This window comes from Brenneria sp. L3-3C-1 (genome assembly GCF_016456245.1).
In the GTDB taxonomy this organism is placed as follows: Bacteria; Pseudomonadota; Gammaproteobacteria; order Enterobacterales; family Enterobacteriaceae; genus Brenneria.
Genome location: NZ_JAEMHF010000001.1, coordinates 545,118 through 563,139, shown reverse-complemented (window position 1 = coordinate 563,139; position 18,022 = coordinate 545,118). Strand labels below are relative to the sequence as shown.

Here is an 18,022-nt window from a genome sequence, read left to right as displayed (position 1 = left end):
CGTCGCTTTTCTGACCTATCTACGCCCGTCGCCCCTTATCCTAGGGACGACGGAGATAATCATCAGGCTTTCTCCGGCAACAACGACTGCGGGTCCACTTTCAGGCAGGATACCGCATGGGTGAAACTCCCTTCCAGCAGCGGTCGGGTTATCGCACACTCGGGGCCGACAATCGGACAACGCGTACGGAAGACACATCCCGAAGGCGGATTAATCGGCGAAGGCAGTTCCCCCTCCAGCAACGGTATCCGCTTATTTCTTTCCTTATCCGGATCAGGAATGGGAACGGCCGACATCAAGGCCCGGGTATACGGGTGCAGCGGATGGTAATAGACCTGGTTATAGGTTCCCAGCTCCACCGCATGCCCCAGATACATAACCAGCACCCGGTCGGAAATGTGCTTCACCACCGATAAATCATGCGCAATGAAAATCAGGGACAGCCGCATTTCACGCTGCAATTGCCGCAGCAGGTTGACAACCTGCGCCTGAATGGAGACATCCAGCGCGGAAACCGGCTCATCGCAGATGATCAGTTTCGGTTCCAGAATCAACGCCCGGGCGATGCCTATACGCTGGCACTGTCCACCGGAGAACTCATGCGGGTAGCGATTGATCAAATTGGGCAGTAAACCGACCTTCAGCATCATTCCTTTGACGCGTTCTTTCACCGACTGACGAGAAAGTTTGGGATGGTAGGTTTTTAACGGCTCCGCGATAATTTCACCGATCGTCATCCGCGGATTAAGCGACGCCAACGGATCCTGAAAAATCATCTGGATATCGCTGCGCACCCTGCGCCACTGCATATCGTTCATCCCCAGCAAATCTCTTCCCAGCCAGGTGATGTGTCCGGACGTGGCCTTCACCAGACCGATAATGGCGCGCGCCAGGGTGGATTTGCCGCAGCCGGATTCGCCCACGATGCCCAGCGTTTCGCCTTCATACAAGCGCAGCGTAACGCCATCCACCGCCTTCAGCGTTTTCGCCGGCTGCCAGAACCATTGTTTATCATCCCTCACCTCAAAGTGAACTTTCAAATCAGCCACTTCCAGCAAGACTGTTTTTCCCTCCTCCTTATTCATAACACCTCCTCGATGGCTCTAAAGCAGGCTCGCAGGCGACCCTGTTCGAAAGACTCCAGCGCCGGCGTGCCATGACACACATCCATCGCATAGGGACAGCGCGGCTGAAACGGGCAACCTTTCGGCAACCGCAGCAAATTAGGCGGATTTCCAGGAATGGTCGCCAGCGTTTCATCCTCCGCATCCAGGCGGGGAACGGCATGCAGCAGCCCGACGGAGTATGGATGACTGGGGCGATAAAACACATCACGCGCGCTGCCATATTCCATGGTGCGTCCCGCGTACATTACCAGCACCTTGTCACAAATACCGGCCACCACCCCCAGGTCGTGGGTGATCATAATAATGGCGGTATTGAATTCGCGTTTCAGATCGTTCAATAACGCCATAATCTGCGCCTGCACCGTCACATCCAGCGCCGTTGTCGGCTCATCCGCAATCAACAGTTTGGGGCGGCACAGCAGCGCCATAGCGATCATCACGCGCTGCCGCATGCCGCCGGAAAACTCATGCGGATACATTTTCATGCGTTTTCTCGCTTCCGGCATTTTTACCGCGTCGAGCATTCTGACCGATTCTTCAAAGGCTTCACTTTTGCCAAGACGCTTATGCAGCATCAGCACTTCCATCAGTTGTTCGCCGACCCGCATATAGGGATTCAACGACGTCATCGGATCCTGAAATATCATGGCGATTTCTTCAGCGCGTAACTTATTTAACTGACGCTCCGGCAGATTGAGGATCTCGCGGCCATGAAAGCGTGACGAACCGCTGATATAACCATTGCCGGCTAACAACCCCATCAGCGCAAATGCGGTCTGGGATTTTCCCGAGCCGGACTCGCCGACAATCCCCAGCGTCTCCCCCGCATTCAGGGTAAAATTGAGATCGTTTACCGCGGTCACTTCGCCGTCCGGGGTACGGAACGTCACCCGTAAATCCTGAACGCACAGCAGCGCTTCGGTTGAATCCATCCTATTCATGCGACACCTCATCAGCGATCTTTCGGATCGAGGGCATCACGCAGGCCATCGCCGATAAAATTAAAACAAAACAGCGTCACCACCAGAAATGCGGCGGGATAAAACAGTAGCCAGGAAGACACTTCCATGGAATTGGCGCCATCATTCAGCAGCGCGCCCCAACTGCTTAACGGCTCCTGGGTTCCCAGCCCCAGAAAGCTCAGAAATGATTCAAACAGGATCATGCTCGGCACCAGTAATGAGGCATACACCATCACCACGCCCAGGACATTCGGTACGATGTGACGTAACACTATGCCGCGCGTCGATACCCCGGAAACCACCGCAGCCTCAATGAACTCCTTACGTCTCAGACTGAGCGTCTGCCCGCGGACAATACGCGCCATATCCAGCCAGGACACCATGCCGATCGCCACAAAGATCAACAGCATGTTCTGACCGAAAAAGGTCACCAGCAAAATAACGAAAAACATGAACGGGAATGAGTTGAGGATCTCCAGCAGACGCATCATCACCGAGTCGACTTTGCCGCCAAGATAACCGGACAGCGCCCCATACAAGGTGCCGACAATCACCGCGACCAGCGCGGCGGCCACCCCCACCATTAACGAAATCCGTCCGCCAATGGCCACGCGCACCAGCAGGTCGCGCCCTGAAGAATCCGTACCGAAATAGTGCCCGGACGCCATATCCGGAGCGGATGACATCATGCTCCAGTCCGTATCCGCATAATTAAAGGGCGATAACAGCGGAGCGACGATCACAAATAACGTAATCAGTCCCAGCATAACGAGACTGGCCAAGGCGGCGCGATTGTGAATAAACCGCTGCCGGGCGTCTTGCCACAGGCTGCGGCCTTCAATTTCCATCTGCTCGCTGAAATTATCCAACGCCTCAATATCTCTGCGATTCCAAAACATAGCGCCTCCGGTCAGTAGCGAATTTTCGGATCGATAACCGCGTATAACACATCAATTATCGCATTGAATAAAATCGTTAATCCGCCGACCAAAATAGTCAGACTCAACACCAATGAATAATCGCGATTCAGCGCTCCATTAACAAAAAGTTGCCCGATACCCGGTAAGCCAAAAATCGTTTCGATAACCATAGAGCCGGTAATAATGCCGACAAAAGCCGGCCCCATATACGACAGCACCGGCAACAAGGCCGGCTTTAAAGCATGGCGCAGAATAATGCGACGCAAAGGCAATCCCTTGGCGCGCGCGGTACGAATAAAATTGGAATGGAGCACTTCAATCATCGATCCCCGGGTAATGCGCGCGATACTGGCGATATAAGAGAGCGATAATGCCACCATCGGCAAAATCATATATCTGGGCGCCCCGCCATTCCAGCCGCCACCCGGCAGCCAGCGCAGCGTAATCGAAAATATCAGCACCAGTAACGGCGCCACCACAAAACTGGGGATCACCACGCCGGTCATGGCAAACCCCATTACCGTATAATCCCATTTACTGTTTTGATTCAGCGCGGCAATCACCCCGGCGCTGACGCCGAAAACCACCGCCAGCAAAAATGCGGCCGCCCCCAATTTAGCGGAAACCGGAAATGAAGCCGCCACCAAATCGTTCACGGAATAGTCTTTATATTTAAATGAAGGGCCGAAATCCCCCTGAGCCAGTTGCCATAAATAGCTGCCATACTGGGTCAGTATCGGGTCGTTAAGGTGATATTTGGCCTCAATATTGGCCATCACTTCAGGCGGGAGGTTACGCTCCCCGGTAAAAGGGCTACCGGGTGCAAGACGCATCATAAAAAATGAGAGCGTGATCAGAATAAACAGCGTCGGAATCGCTTCCAGACAACGACGGAAAATAAATTTTAACATTGCCCGTACCTATAAAACCTGCAAAGAGACGCGGGCGCCAGTGTCAGGCCGCCCGCGATATTATCAGTGCTTAATGATATAAAGATCTTTCACATAGATATTATCCATCGGATCTTTACCGGTTAACCCACCGACGTAAGGCTTTACCAGCCGGGTATTGGCGTAATAGTAAACCGGAACGATAACCGCATCGTTATCCAATAGCGTTTCCGCCTGTTGATAGACGGCGGCACGCTCTTCTTCCGTTTCGACCTGCAACGATTTGGCGATCAGCGCATCAAAATCACTGCTCTTATAATGTGATGTATTACTGCTGCTATCGGACAGCATACTGTTGAGGAAGGTGGAAGGTTCATTGTAATCGGCGCACCATCCGGCGCGGGCGACATCAAAGCTGCCCTGATGGCGGGTATCCAGGAACGTTTTCCATTCCTGATTCTCAAGTTTCACATTCACGCCAATATTCTGTTTCCAGATGGAGGCCGCCGCAATCGCCATCTTTTTATGCAAGTCGGAGGTGTTGTATAACAAATTGAAGGTCAGCGGCTTGTCCGGGCTATATCCCGCCTCCGCCAGCAATTTTTTCGCTTCCTGATTGCGCTTTTCCTGCGGCCAGCCAAACCATTCCGGCGGCGTTTGGGCGATACCGTCAATATAGGGCGGCACAAAACCATAGGCGGGAATATCCCCCTGATTCTTAACTTTGTTGGTTAAGATATCCTGGCTCAGACCCAGGCGCAGCGCGGTTCTGACCCTAACGTCGTTAAACGGCGCTTTTTGATTGTTCATCTCGTAGTAGTAGGTGCACAAATACGGGTTTATTTGCACTTCCTGCGGGAGCTCTTTTTTTAATTTTTGGAACAGTTCAATCGGCAGGTAGTTATAGGTCATATCGATTTCACCGCTGCGATAGCGATTAACATCCGTCACTTCTGATGAGATAGGCAAATAAGTCACCTGATTGATGACTGTTTTTTCGTTATCCCAATAGTTGGCATTGCGCTCCAGCACAATCTTTTCATTCACGATCCACGTTTTCAGCTTATAGGCGCCATTCCCCACCCAATTCTGCGGTTGCGTCCATCTTTCACCAAACTTCTCCACCACCGCTTGGTTCACCGGCGACATGGCGGGATAAATGGGTAGTTTATAAAAATAGGGAACCGCCTCAGAGAGCGTGACTTCCAGCGTATGATCGTCCAGCGCTTTTACCCCCAGCGTATCGGGACTCTTTTTACCGGCGATGATGTCATCAATATTCAGTAAATGGCCGTATTGCAGATAGCTGGCATAGGGAGAAGCGGTTTTCGGATCGGCCAACCGGCGCCAGCTATATACGAAATCGTGCGCAGTGACAACGTCACCATTTGACCACCGCGCATCTTTACGTAAATGAAAGGTCCACACCTTGAACGCGTTGTTGTCCCAGCGTTCCGCAACCCCGGGGATCACCCTGCCGTCGACATCCGAAATCACCAGCCCTTCCAGTAAATCGTGCGACACATTGGACTCAGGAACGCCTTCTATTTTATGCGGATCCAATGATGCCACCTCTGCGCCATTATTACGTACCAGCACCTGATTCTCTGCCAGCGCCACACCAGCAGGCACCGTAGCGGACCAGGCTTGAGTGCCTGAAATTACACCTAGAACGACGATGATGCCTGCGGCGGCCAATCTTTTTTGGGTGGTAATATGCGTCATTATCTTCTCCTGTTTTGTTTATCACATACCGGTAAACTCATCCTGTAATTACTCTTTTGATAACTTCACTATTATTTGATTACTCCCTGTACAGCCCCTCGCTTCCTGGCTGTCGCAGACGGGTACGGCGGGAAGAATATTCACCATCCACGAAAGAAACGACTGGAAGAACACGCGATCTCATCTCTATGGATTGCCTTCTTATCCCCTTCAGATGTTCAATGCGATAAATACCCTTATATCATTTGATCACGCGTTAGTTACTTATAACGCTAATGATTATGACAATGCCACAACATTTAGCGGGACTAATAAGTTTAGTTTATGAATAGACCTAAATAACCGCCCACAACTCGACGCTATTATCGAAAAAGTGACGCCATACAAATGGCGCGAGGGATGAGGCTTGATATATAAGAATTTTTTACAACAGATAAAATGAGGGGAATGAAGATGTCATCATGGAGACATTTTTCGAGATAAGTCGCTACTTATCGTTGATAAGATAGTTAGTCATACTGATAAATAGGGGAAGAACGCCTGTCAGATCGATCAATCCAAACAATCCGATGAGAAACTTGATACAGTCCGAAAAATCCCTCAATAAGTGACCACATACCCTCTCGTTCGGGTTGCGCACGCACGGGTGCCTCGGCGGCGCCGATATCATATAACATGGCTATATTTATCCTTACTTTGCTGCGGGATTTTATTTCACGCTCTATCTGTTAAATAACATTTAAAAACAATTTATATACATTTTGCAGTTACATATAAAAGGAAGCGGACGATAAAATAGCGCCTTGTTGAGAATTATTCTCAAAAAAGCCCTGCTGAAAGGTGTCAGCATCGAAAAATATAGATGGAGATCACAAAAAGAACCTTTATAAGCGAGTATGCTGTTCCGTAACCCGTGGTCGGTACTGTGACAAGCTCTTTGAGTCAATCAATGCAGAAATGAGAATAGTGACCCTGTTAGGTTTCTCCGAGCAAACACAACATGCGCTCATTTATCTATACTCATTTACTTAGCAAACTATTGACTGAAAGAGTTTAACATTATCAGGAGAGCATTATGGCCGTAACCAATGTTGCTGAACTTAACGCACTGGTCGAAAGAGTGAAAAAGGCGCAGCAGGAATTTGCCAATTACACTCAGGAACAAGTCGACAAAATCTTCCGGGCAGCCGCGCTTGCTGCCTCAGATGCTCGAATTCCACTGGCGAAGATGGCTGTCGCCGAGTCTGGAATGGGTATCGTGGAAGATAAAGTAATCAAAAACCACTTTGCTTCCGAATACATTTACAACGCCTATCAGGATGAAAAAACCTGTGGCGTGCTTTCTACCGACGACACCTTTGGCACGATCACCATTGCCGAACCCATCGGTCTGATCTGCGGTATCGTTCCGACTACCAACCCCACTTCCACTGCGATTTTCAAAGCATTAATCAGCCTGAAAACCCGTAACGGCATCATCTTTTCTCCGCATCCGCGGGCAAAAAATGCGACCAACAAAGCCGCCGATATCGTCCTGCAAGCCGCTATCGCCGCGGGCGCGCCAAAAGATATCATCGGCTGGATCGACCAACCTTCGGTTGAACTGTCCAACCAGTTGATGCATCACCCGGATATCAATCTGATTCTGGCTACCGGCGGCCCAGGCATGGTTAAAGCCGCATACAGCTCCGGTAAACCGGCAATCGGCGTAGGCGCAGGTAATACGCCGGTGGTTATTGATGAAACCGCCGATCTTAAACGCGCCGTAGCGTCAATTCTAATGTCAAAAACCTTTGATAACGGCGTTATCTGTGCTTCTGAACAGTCAGTGATTGTAGTCGACAGCGTCTACGACGCCGTTCGCGAACGCTTTGCCTCGCACGGCGCTTATATGCTGAAAGGTAAAGAACTGCATGCCGTACAGGGCATTCTGTTGAAAAATGGCGCCCTGAACGCCGATATCGTCGGTCAACCGGCGCCAAAAATCGCGGAATTGGCTGGCATCAGCGTCCCTGCGAACACCAAAGTGCTGATCGGTGAAGTCACCGATGTTGACGAATCCGAACCGTTTGCTCACGAAAAACTGTCCCCGACCCTGGCGATGTATCGCGCTACCGATTTTAACGATGCCGTGATAAAAGCCGAGAAACTGGTCGCAATGGGCGGGATTGGTCACACCTCCTGCTTGTACACCGATCAGGATAACCAACCGGAGCGTGTGAATCACTTCGGCAACCTGATGAAAACCGCCCGTATCCTGATCAACACCCCGGCTTCTCAAGGTGGTATCGGCGATCTGTACAACTTCAAACTCGCCCCATCCCTGACGCTGGGTTGTGGTTCCTGGGGGGGTAACTCCATCTCGGAAAACGTCGGTCCGAAACACTTGATCAACAAGAAAACGGTAGCCAAGCGAGCAGAAAATATGTTGTGGCATAAACTTCCCAAATCTATTTACTTCCGTCGCGGTTCATTACCGATTGCGCTTGAAGAAGTCGCTTCCGACGGGGCAAAACGCGCATTCATCGTGACCGACCGTTTCCTGTTCAATAACGGCTACGTCGATCAGATCGTTTCCGTCCTGAAAGAGCGTGGGCTGGAAACCGAAGTCTTCTTCGAGGTTGAAGCGGACCCAACGCTGAGCATCGTGCGTAAAGGCGCGGAGCAGATGAACTCCTTTAAACCGGATGTCATTATCGCGCTGGGCGGCGGTTCCCCGATGGATGCGGCGAAAATCATGTGGGTCATGTACGAACACCCGGATACGCATTTTGAAGAACTGGCATTACGCTTTATGGACATCCGTAAACGTATTTACAAGTTCCCGAAAATGGGCGTGAAAGCCAAAATGATCGCGGTTACCACCACCTCCGGCACCGGTTCCGAAGTCACGCCGTTTGCCGTGGTGACCGATGATGCCACCGGGCAGAAATATCCATTGGCCGACTACGCATTAACGCCGGATATGGCGATTGTCGACGCCAACCTGGTTATGAATATGCCGAAATCCCTGTGTGCGTTCGGTGGTCTGGATGCCGTCACTCACGCGCTGGAAGCCTATGTTTCCGTGCTGGCGAACGAATATTCAGACGGTCAGGCATTGCAGGCGTTGAAACTGCTGAAAGAAAACCTGCCGGCCAGCTATCATGAAGGCGCGAAGAACCCGGTAGCTCGCGAACGTGTTCATAATGCCGCGACGATTGCCGGTATCGCTTTCGCCAACGCCTTCCTGGGTGTTTGTCACTCAATGGCGCACAAGCTGGGCTCTGAGTTCCACATCCCGCACGGTCTGGCGAATGCCATGTTGATCTCAAACGTTATTCGCTATAACGCCAACGACAACCCGACCAAGCAAACGACGTTCAGCCAGTATGACCGCCCGCAAGCTCGTCGTCGCTACGCTGAAGTCGCCGATCATCTGCGTCTGACAGCACCAAGCGATCGTACTGCGCAGAAGATTGAAAAATTGTTGAACTGGTTGGAAGAAATAAAGGCAGATCTGGGTATTCCTACCTCTATCCGTGAGGCTGGCGTACAAGAAGCCGACTTCCTGGCGAAAGTGGACAAACTGTCCGAAGATGCCTTCGACGACCAATGTACCGGCGCTAACCCGCGTTATCCGTTGATTTCAGAACTGAAACAAATTCTGATGGATACGTATTACGGGCGTAAATTCTCTGAAAACACCACAGAGAAAGGTGCTACCGAAGCCGTTGCGGCAACACCCGCCGCGCCTGCAACAAAAGTAGCCAAGCAAGCCAAAAAAGTGACGAGTTAACCCGTCGGGGGAATAACAGCCTCAACAGAGGCTGTTGTCCAAGCACCTCGCATCAATACCCTGTCAGCCCGCTGTCAGGGTATTTTTTCGTCCTGCGTTAAAAAAGCCGCCGTAGGCTATTGTCGGAATAGTTTATCCCTGGCGGAGTAAATCTGCGCATTGATTTGCATTAACCTTGTTACCCCCCCTCGCCTCATTTCGCCCCTCTGCGAGCCTGTGGCGCGAATTCAGCGACCCCCTACGAGAGGGGTTAAGATTATTTAATATCGCCGTCTGGAGCCGTTTTCGAGCGTTAAATGCCATCGTAGGCGACGCTGCATAGCTTATTCAATTTCGCTTCTAACTAACCCTAATGCGATTTTGTAGTGCTTTCTGCAAACGGAGACATAACTGTCATTGCCGCCGATAACCACCTGTTCCCCTTCGTGGAGAGGATTTCCCTGCGCATCCAGACGTAACACGCGGTTCGCTTTACGGCCGCAATGGCAAATCGTTTTGAGTTCAATCAACTTATCGGCCCAGGCTAATAAATAGTGGCTGCCTGAAAACAGCTCGCCACGAAAATCCGTGCGTAAGCCGTAACACAATACCGGGATATCCAATAGGTCGACCACATCTGAAAGTTCGCTAACTTGTTCACGCGTCAGGAACTGACATTCATCAATTAATACGCAATGAATAGGCTGGCTACGGTGCTCTTTCAATAGCAGGCTAAATAAAGGCGTCTGCTGATTAAACAGTAGCGCAGGAGAAGAAAGGCCGATCCGCGAACTAACCATCCCCACCCCATGCCGGTTATCTATTTCCGCGGTGAAAACCAGCGCCCTCATGCCGCGCTCTTGATAGTTATATGAGGACTGTAATAGCGCAGTGGATTTCCCTGCATTCATTGCTGAATAATAAAAATAAAGTTGAGCCATACTCAGATGCTCCAAAAGACGGGCTATATCGCGTATGCGGTTAAAATTTATTGTAACAACCCACCGTTAGCCCATGCAATGGGCTATTACTTGCGCAGCCTCGCCCGGTTCATCTATTGATAGGCTTCATCGGATAAAAGATATAAACATTCCTTATAACGATAGAATCCGTCACAATATCTTATCGAACACATCGGCGCGGCAAATGACGGTTAAATGTATTCTCCGTAGGAGAGACGTATTTTATATTCATGTAACATGGCATGTGATATCTGTTTTAAAAATGGCAATTTTTAACAAACTTACAAATTTGACTATTGCAGAAAAGAAAATAGCACTCTATTATCTCACTACACGCCACCAATAATATAAATTTGAGATTATCACAATGAGCGAAGCACTAAAGATTCTAAACAACATCCGTACTCTGAGAGCCCAGGCAAGAGAATGCAGTCTGGATACTTTGGAAGAAATGCTGGAAAAACTGGAAGTCGTGGTAAATGAACGCCGCGAAGAAGAAAGCCAGGTTCAGGCAGAAGTTGAAGAACGTGCACGTAAATTACAGCAATATCGCGATATGTTGATTGCGGACGGTATCGATCCTAACGAATTATTACAATCTTTAGGTTCAGTCAAAGTTGCCGGTAAAAGCAAGCGTGCCGCCCGCCCGGCCAAATATCAATATACCGATGAGAATGGCGAAGTTAAAACCTGGACAGGTCAAGGCCGTACTCCTGCGGTAATCAAAAAAGCGATCGAAGAACAAGGTAAATCTTTAGACGATTTCCTGCTCTAATCTGTATTTAAAATACACCAAACGCAGATACCCTTGATTTTTATCAAGGGTATTTTTTTGTGCAAAGTAACAGGTATATCGGTGAGAATTCATGCTCCCTGTCCTGTGTAATAAAACAGAGAGCAGTTATTGCTAAATATTATTTTTCTTCAGCTTCAATAGTTTCCCGCAGCCATTGGGTGAGTTCACCGCCCAGGCTATCATGGCGCATACCATATTCCACGAACGCCTGCATATACCCGAGCTTGTTGCCACAGTCATGGCTGACACCTTTCAGGTGATACGCTTCCACCGTTTCTTTTTCCATTAACAACGCAATGGCGTCGGTTAGCTGAATCTCATTGCCGGCGCCTGGAGGGGTTTTCTCCAGCAAAGACCAAATTTCAGCAGAAAGAACATAACGGCCGACAACGGCTAAATTTGAAGGGGCCTCGGAAGCTTTCGGCTTTTCAACCACGCCAACCATTGGCGCACTGTCGCCCGCTTTTAATTCCACGCCCTTGCAGTCTACAACGCCATAACTGCTGACATCGTCAACGGGCTCAACCATAATCTGACTATGGCCGGTTTCAGAAAACCGTTGCAACATTTCGCTCAGGTTATCTTTCTTCAGATCGGATTCATATTCATCAATAATCACATCCGGCAAAATAACCGCAACAGGTTCATCACCCACTAATGGATGGGCGCACAATACGGCATGCCCTAATCCTTTAGCCAGCCCCTGACGAACCTGCATAATGGTAACGTGCTTCGGACAAATAGATTGCACTTCTTCCAACAGTTGACGCTTAACACGTTTTTCCAACATGGCTTCCAGTTCAAAACTGGTATCAAAGTGGTTTTCGATGGAATTTTTAGAAGAATGTGTAACCAAAATTATTTCATTGATTCCCGCGGCGATACACTCGTTGACTACATATTGAATGAGCGGTTTATCCACCAATGGCAGCATTTCTTTGGGAATAGCCTTCGTGGCCGGCAACATACGCGTTCCCAATCCCGCGACAGGGATTACCGCTTTTTTTACTTTTTTATTAACAGTCGACATAAACAACCTCTTATATATCGTTCAAATAATGAACTTTATTTATCTGGTCTAAAAACTGGATAAGTATACCAGTTTAGCCGGGCCACGCTTGCCCATCGTTATAGTTCCATTAAAAATAAGACAACTACCTACATAGTAGAAAATAAAAAATAATAACGAAAGGCGAACACGGCCAGAAGAGAGTTATCACCCCTACCTATCGGATTATTCTGTAGAAAGCATTAAGCGTAAGCGCCCGCCACCGCCCCATATCTGGCATTGCCACGCTTCACACTGGTGATTTAACTGATTGAGGTAAGCCTCATCGAGTGTTCCCAACGGCACGCCGCTATTGAGCGCAATTTGATTTTCATTGACGTTTAATGTGGCGTTTAACCCGGCGGAGATCAGTATCAGCCGTTTTAATTCACGATGATAATAACCGACCAGCAAGGGGAAACGCCCTTCCAAACTTGCCTGGCGTAATAACTGATTTACCTGTTTTAATAAAAGCGGCAAATGGGGTAAACGGTGCTCCTGGTTTGCCAGATGCTCCTGAAGCACGCCGTTAAACAAAGTACGAAGTAATAATGCGGCCAACGTGCCGTTATTGTTGACCGCCTGAGTGACATCAAGGCAGTAGAAAGCCAGTTCATCTTCAGAGAGCGCGGCAATATCCAAAACCAATCCCGGCTGTTCGGCAACCGTAAGCTGTCGATAATTAATTCGACAACGGGCGAGCGTTTGCTGCACCGGCGGCTGTAGTTGCGCTAAAAGTTTTGCCACCGCATCAGGCGATTGATTAAGCGAATCCATATCCAACATTAATTGCTCAAGCTCATGAGCCGGCGAAGTAAACATGTCCGGATACAGACAAGTCATAACCGCCTCGCGTAAACGAGCATAATCACGAATAGGTTTCAGCAACACATCCTGAACGCCAAGCCGCAGAACCTTGGCGACGTCCGCCATTTGACTGGTCGCGGAGATCACCAGTATCGGGATATGGTTGTCTTGTAAGCGTAACCGCTCCAGGAACTCAATGCCGCCCATCATCGGCATCTTTAGATCGCAAATAATTAAATCAGGCTGATGATGCTCCAGAACGCTCAACGCCTCCAGGCCATGAATAGCTTCCAAAACCGAAGCACCAAGCGAAGTCAGATAACCGGAAAGTACGGAGCGGAAAACAGCCTCATCCTCGATAATCAATATATGTTTACCCGCCAATGGTTGTTCCATCAGTTGCCCCTTACTTCAAACTCTTTAATGTTTTACCGCCAACGCTCAGCACGGCCTGACGTCGCTTATACTGGTTTTCAATGCGATTTTTTTACCAAAGGTAACAATTCATCGCGCTTTTTCTCCACTGCCTGACGACCGGCTTCAATCGCTTCCTGTGCCCGATGAAAATCCAGAGTGGCGATTTGCGGGCAATAAGGCTGTAAGAGTACATCAGGCGGGTCGCCCGCCATCCGGGTCATCTTTAATCGGTTTTCAAGAATCTGGATTGATGTACTCATGATTTCCATTGCTGTCGGCGAAATCCCGGTGCGCTGGCGACGTTTTCGTAACAAACGCTCACGAATTCTCCCGCGCCAGTTATTTACCGCAACATCCCCTTCAGACTCTGGCAATGTCGGCTTAACCGACAGCAAATCATGGTGGTCAAGGCTGGCGTCCTGTTGCAAATCAACGGCGATCACAACATCCGCCCCCATCGCCCGAGTCAGCGACACCGGGACCGGATTTACCACCGCGCCATCTACCAGCCAGTAGCCATTAAACCAAACGGGAGACAACAAACCAGGGATACTGCAAGAAGCCCGAATTGATTGATGTAAATCTCCTTTTGTTAACCACAACTCTCGTCCCGTGCTCAGGTTGGTGGCCACGGCGCCATATTTAATATCACAATCTTCAATCCTCTGCGTATGTAACAAGTGCTTCACATTGTTAAATACGCGATCGCCGCGTAATAAGCCGCCGCGCTGCCAGGAGAGATCCATCAAGCGGATTACGTCCCAATAGCCAAATCCGCTTACCCAATGCTCCATGTCATCCAGCCGGTGCGTCGCGTACGCCGCGCCGACCAATGCCCCGACGGAACAACCGGCAACAACATCAATGTCAATGCCCAACTCCGTCAGCGCCTTGATAACGCCAATGTGAGCCCATCCTCTGGCGGCCCCGGAACTGAGTGCCAGACCCACTTTTATCTGCCGCATGGTTGTCCTCATGTGTTTTCATTCTAGCGCACATTGCTACATCCTGAGCTTCTTAGGTAACATATCGGCCTCATGGATGGGAAGCTCACTATTATTTATCAAGTTTTAAATTAATTTTCGTCAGGAGATGCTGTGCCGGAACTTTGCCCCTGTAGCCGCGGGCTGCCATATGACTCATGCTGCCAGCCGTACCATGCCGATACGATGACGGCTGCCGACCCTGTTACATTGATGCGCTCGCGCTATGCCGCCTATGTCAAATGCGACGTGGATTACCTGATAGCAACCTGGCACCCCAGCCATCAAGCGGAAAAATGGCGAGCCTCTGTGACCGAAAGTTGTCAGGAGACCCGCTGGCTTGGACTTAACATATTGGCAACCTTTCCGGGTAAAACGCCAGACGAAAGTTATGTCGAATTCGCCGCCCGCTATACCTCTGCCGCGAACCCACAACAGGCAGGATTGATGCGGGAACGCTCGCGCTTTCTTCGTTATCATGATCGCTGGTACTATATGGACGGCATTCATCTGCAAACCGGCAGAAATGAACATTGTCCGTGCGGTTCCGGCAAAAAATACAAAAAGTGTTGCGGACAGTAAGATACGGGCATTAACCCGCAGTGAATTTCGGCACTGCATTAACCTACGATCGCTATTTTAGTTTTGGACAGGATCCACGCGCTCATGCAATCGCAAAATATACAAAGAAAAGTATTACGGACTATTTGCCCCGATGCTAAAGGGCTTATCGCAAAAATTACCAATATTTGTTACAAGCACGAACTTAACATTGTGCAAAACAACGAGTATGTCGATCACCGCACCGGGCGCTTTTTTATGCGTACCGAACTGGAAGGAATTTTTAACGATACCACCCTGCTCGCCGACCTTGACGGCGCGCTTCCTGACGGATCGGTGCGTGAACTGACCAATGCCGGCCGCCGCCGGATTGTCATTCTGGTGACGAAAGAAGCCCACTGCCTGGGCGATTTACTCATGAAAAGCGTTTACGGCGGTCTGGACGTCGAAATTGCCGCCGTTATCGGCAACCATGAAACATTACGTACCCTGGTTGAGCGGTTTGATATTCCTTTCCATCTGGTCAGCCATGAAGGCTTATCCCGCGAAGAGCACGATCAACTGATGATCGGGCAAATTGACCAATATCAACCGGACTACGTTGTTTTGGCAAAATACATGCGTGTGTTGACGCCTGCTTTTGTGCAGCATTATCCGAATCAGGTCATCAACATTCATCACTCATTCCTGCCGGCATTCATCGGCGCCCGCCCTTACCATCAGGCCTATGAGCGCGGCGTAAAAATCATCGGCGCAACGGCGCACTACGTGAACGATAGCCTGGATGAGGGGCCGATCATCATGCAGGATGTCATCAACGTTGATCACACCTACACTGCCGATGACATGATGCGTGCCGGCCGGGATGTCGAGAAGAACGTATTAAGCCGCGCACTTTACCGGGTGCTGGCGCAGCGTGTTTTTGTCTACGGGAATCGCACGATTATTCTTTAACTCGCGTTCGGGCATTGTTTTTGTATGCGAATAACGCGAATGGAATAAAAAATCGGCAAATACTTTTGTTTTTGATATATCAGGCTTTACAGCGGCGCATCATTTGATATGATGCGCCCGCTTGAAGCGAAAGCCTCTTGCAGCAAGGCCAGTGGTGGGGTTCCCGAGCGGCCAAAGGGAGCAGACTGTAAATCTGCCGTCACAGACTTCGAAGGTTCGAATCCTTCCCCCACCACCACTTCAAATTAGTATTCTGAATCAACTTCCACGCTAAAAATTCATATTCCCGTCAGGGGAAGGTGAGAACCTTCGAGCAAGTCAGACTAACTCTTCCAACTCCCCGACACATAAGAAAAAACCGGCAGTTGCCATGACCAGCGGATCGCCGCCAGCCGCACGGATAGACCGATGCTGAATGAAATCAACAGATTGATATCATGATTGACGTTTAGCGCCTTCAATCCCAGATAAAGCAGCGCCACTAACAGCGACACGCTGGCGTAAAGCTCTTTCTTGAGCACCATCGGCGTTCGATTACAAAAGATATCCCGCAAAATACCGCCAAAAATCCCCGTCACAATTCCCGCCATAACCACCACCGTGATGGAGTAATTTAACCCCAGCGCGACGTTACAACCGATAATCGTAAAAGCGATCAACCCCATGGCATCCAACACCAAAAACAGACGGTGCAAATGATGCATAACGCGCGCGATGATAATGGTGAAGAGACCGGCGCCGATGGTGAGATAGATATAACCGGGATGTTGAGTCCAGCCGATAGGATAGTTGCCAAGCAGAATGTCGCGCACCGTTCCACCGCCAAGCGCAGTGATAAACGCGATCATGCCGACACCGAAAATATCCATATTACGCCGTCCGGCCGCCAGCGCTCCGGACATGCCTTCCGCGGTGATCGCGATCAGATAGATATAGGTAAGCACACAAGATTTCCTGTGGAATGCGCCCCTCCCTCTGTCCGTTTTACCTGAGAGTTTACGCAGCGAGCGCTGCTTGCCCCTTCGGTGGGTTGCCGCAACAACCTCTCTCCAGTTGGCTTAAATGGAATTCGCAGTATGGCGGCCTGAGCGATTATGGGAGTTTGCGCCTTCGGCGGGGCGCCACGTTTCGACGCCCTCTCTCCTGCGAGCAGCGGAGTATACGGGCTCTTCCCTTACGGTTCAACTACCGTAACTGATTCTTATTTTCCTATTATGCCTGCTCCCACGCAACCGTGACTCGTCACCTGAATTTCTGTTAACATCTGAGAACATTTTCATTGAACGGCAGCTAACATGAAAGTTGTTTCTTTTAATATCAATGGCCTGCGGGCGCGCCCTCATCAGTTGGCCGCCATTATCGAACAGCACCAGCCGGATGTGATCGGATTACAGGAAACCAAAGTCCATGACGATATGTTTCCGCTGGAAGAGGTGAGCCAGTATGGCTATCACGTTTTTTATCACGGGCAAAAAGGTCACTACGGCGTTGCGCTGCTGTGTAAGACCGCGCCGATGGCGGTGCGTCGGGGTTTTCCAACGGATGAAGAAGACGCGCAACGGCGGATTATTATGGCGGATTTCGCCACCGAGCAGGGTACGCTTACCGTGGTGAACGGCTATTTCCCTCAGGGTGAAAGTCGCGATCATCCGATTAAATTCCCGGCCAAAACACGCTTTTATCAGGATCTGCAAACCTATATTGAGCAGAGCCATATCGCCGATCAGCCGTTAATCATTATGGGCGATCTGAATATCAGCCCCACCGATCTGGATATCGGCATTGGCGAAGAGAACCGCAAGCGCTGGCTGCGCACGGGCAAATGCTCGTTCTTGCCGGAAGAGCGCGAATGGCTGGCCCGCTTACAAACCTGGGGGCTTACCGATACGTTCCGGGCGGCCAACCCGGACTGTAACGATCGTTTTTCATGGTTTGACTACCGTTCTGCCGGTTTTGATACCAACCGGGGCTTGCGTATCGATTTGATACTGGCGAGTCGGTCGCTGGCGGAACGCTGTATCGACACCGGCATTGACTATGATATTCGGGCGATGGAAAAACCGTCCGATCATGCGCCGATATGGGCGGAGTTCTCGTTGTAGTCGTAAAGGCA

General features: G+C 50.0%; 15 protein-coding genes, 1 tRNA gene and 1 riboswitch. Of the genes, 6 read left to right on the top strand and 10 right to left on the bottom strand.

The window, feature by feature from the left end; genetic code table 11:
- Positions 1-62 precede the first annotated feature (62 nt).
- The 5 genes from oppF to oppA form a co-directional block, all read right to left on the bottom strand.
- Positions 63-1,085, bottom strand: a complete 1,023-nt coding sequence (gene oppF, locus JG725_RS02550) for a murein tripeptide/oligopeptide ABC transporter ATP binding protein OppF (protein ID WP_199376427.1) — start codon at positions 1,083-1,085, stop codon at positions 63-65.
- On the bottom strand, positions 1,082-2,080 hold the full coding sequence (locus JG725_RS02545; RefSeq protein WP_172287715.1) for an ABC transporter ATP-binding protein: 999 nt from the start codon (positions 2,078-2,080) through the stop codon (positions 1,082-1,084). Before JG725_RS02545 ends, oppF begins: the two co-directional genes overlap by 4 nt.
- Entirely contained in the window at positions 2,080-2,988 is a 909-nt protein-coding gene (gene oppC / locus JG725_RS02540) for an oligopeptide ABC transporter permease OppC (RefSeq protein ID WP_199376425.1), read from the bottom strand. Before oppC ends, JG725_RS02545 begins: the two co-directional genes overlap by 1 nt.
- Before the next feature lie 11 nt (positions 2,989-2,999).
- Entirely contained in the window at positions 3,000-3,920 is a 921-nt protein-coding gene (oppB, locus tag JG725_RS02535) for an oligopeptide ABC transporter permease OppB (RefSeq protein ID WP_172287718.1), read from the bottom strand.
- A gap of 63 nt (positions 3,921-3,983) precedes the next feature.
- On the bottom strand, positions 3,984-5,624 hold the full coding sequence (gene oppA, locus JG725_RS02530; RefSeq protein ID WP_199376423.1) for an oligopeptide ABC transporter substrate-binding protein OppA: 1,641 nt from the start codon (positions 5,622-5,624) through the stop codon (positions 3,984-3,986).
- 1,075 nt (positions 5,625-6,699) lie between these two features.
- Here oppA and adhE point away from each other — a divergent pair.
- Positions 6,700-9,402 carry a bifunctional acetaldehyde-CoA/alcohol dehydrogenase gene (gene adhE / locus JG725_RS02525; protein ID WP_172287721.1) on the top strand — a complete coding sequence of 901 codons (2,703 nt, stop codon included), beginning with the start codon at positions 6,700-6,702 and terminating at the stop codon, positions 9,400-9,402.
- Positions 9,403-9,725: 323 nt separating this feature from the next.
- Here adhE and JG725_RS02520 read toward each other — a convergent pair whose 3' ends face one another.
- Positions 9,726-10,322 (bottom strand): thymidine kinase, encoded by a 597-nt coding sequence (locus tag JG725_RS02520; RefSeq protein ID WP_172287723.1) that lies wholly within the window; start codon positions 10,320-10,322, stop codon positions 9,726-9,728.
- A gap of 388 nt (positions 10,323-10,710) precedes the next feature.
- Between JG725_RS02520 and hns the strand changes: the two genes are divergently transcribed.
- The gene (gene hns, locus JG725_RS02515) at positions 10,711-11,118 is read left to right on the top strand and encodes a histone-like nucleoid-structuring protein H-NS (protein WP_009112886.1); all 408 of its coding nucleotides are present in this window, start codon (positions 10,711-10,713) and stop codon (positions 11,116-11,118) included.
- 139 nt (positions 11,119-11,257) lie between these two features.
- Here hns and galU read toward each other — a convergent pair whose 3' ends face one another.
- The 3 genes from galU to rssA form a co-directional block, all read right to left on the bottom strand.
- Positions 11,258-12,169 carry a UTP--glucose-1-phosphate uridylyltransferase GalU gene (gene galU / locus JG725_RS02510; protein ID WP_172287724.1) on the bottom strand — a complete coding sequence of 304 codons (912 nt, stop codon included), beginning with the start codon at positions 12,167-12,169 and terminating at the stop codon, positions 11,258-11,260.
- A gap of 204 nt (positions 12,170-12,373) precedes the next feature.
- Entirely contained in the window at positions 12,374-13,390 is a 1,017-nt protein-coding gene (gene rssB, locus JG725_RS02505) for a two-component system response regulator RssB (protein ID WP_172287726.1), read from the bottom strand.
- 77 nt (positions 13,391-13,467) lie between these two features.
- Entirely contained in the window at positions 13,468-14,376 is a 909-nt protein-coding gene (gene rssA / locus JG725_RS02500) for a patatin-like phospholipase RssA (protein ID WP_199377194.1), read from the bottom strand.
- 132 nt (positions 14,377-14,508) lie between these two features.
- On the opposite strand from rssA, the gene JG725_RS02495 reads away from it, so the two are divergent.
- The 3 genes from JG725_RS02495 to JG725_RS02485 all read left to right on the top strand — a co-directional run bounded on the left by JG725_RS02495 (position 14,509) and on the right by JG725_RS02485 (position 16,147).
- Complete coding sequence (locus JG725_RS02495) at positions 14,509-14,976, top strand: YchJ family protein (RefSeq protein ID WP_199376421.1); 468 nt, start codon at positions 14,509-14,511, stop codon at positions 14,974-14,976.
- An 84-nt stretch (positions 14,977-15,060) separates the two neighbouring features.
- Positions 15,061-15,909, top strand: coding sequence for a formyltetrahydrofolate deformylase (purU, locus tag JG725_RS02490; protein WP_172287729.1), 849 nt, complete (start codon positions 15,061-15,063; stop codon positions 15,907-15,909).
- A gap of 153 nt (positions 15,910-16,062) precedes the next feature.
- Positions 16,063-16,147 (top strand) — tRNA-Tyr (locus JG725_RS02485).
- Between the two features lie 85 nt (positions 16,148-16,232).
- Here JG725_RS02485 and JG725_RS02480 read toward each other — a convergent pair.
- Complete coding sequence (locus JG725_RS02480) at positions 16,233-16,853, bottom strand: trimeric intracellular cation channel family protein (protein WP_172287730.1); 621 nt, start codon at positions 16,851-16,853, stop codon at positions 16,233-16,235.
- Positions 16,854-16,971: 118 nt separating this feature from the next.
- A riboswitch (glycine riboswitch) is annotated at positions 16,972-17,065 on the bottom strand.
- 139 nt (positions 17,066-17,204) lie between these two features.
- Between JG725_RS02480 and xthA the strand changes: the two genes are divergently transcribed.
- Positions 17,205-18,011, top strand: a complete 807-nt coding sequence (xthA, locus tag JG725_RS02475; protein ID WP_199376419.1) for an exodeoxyribonuclease III — start codon at positions 17,205-17,207, stop codon at positions 18,009-18,011.
- Positions 18,012-18,022: the final 11 nt, after the last annotated feature.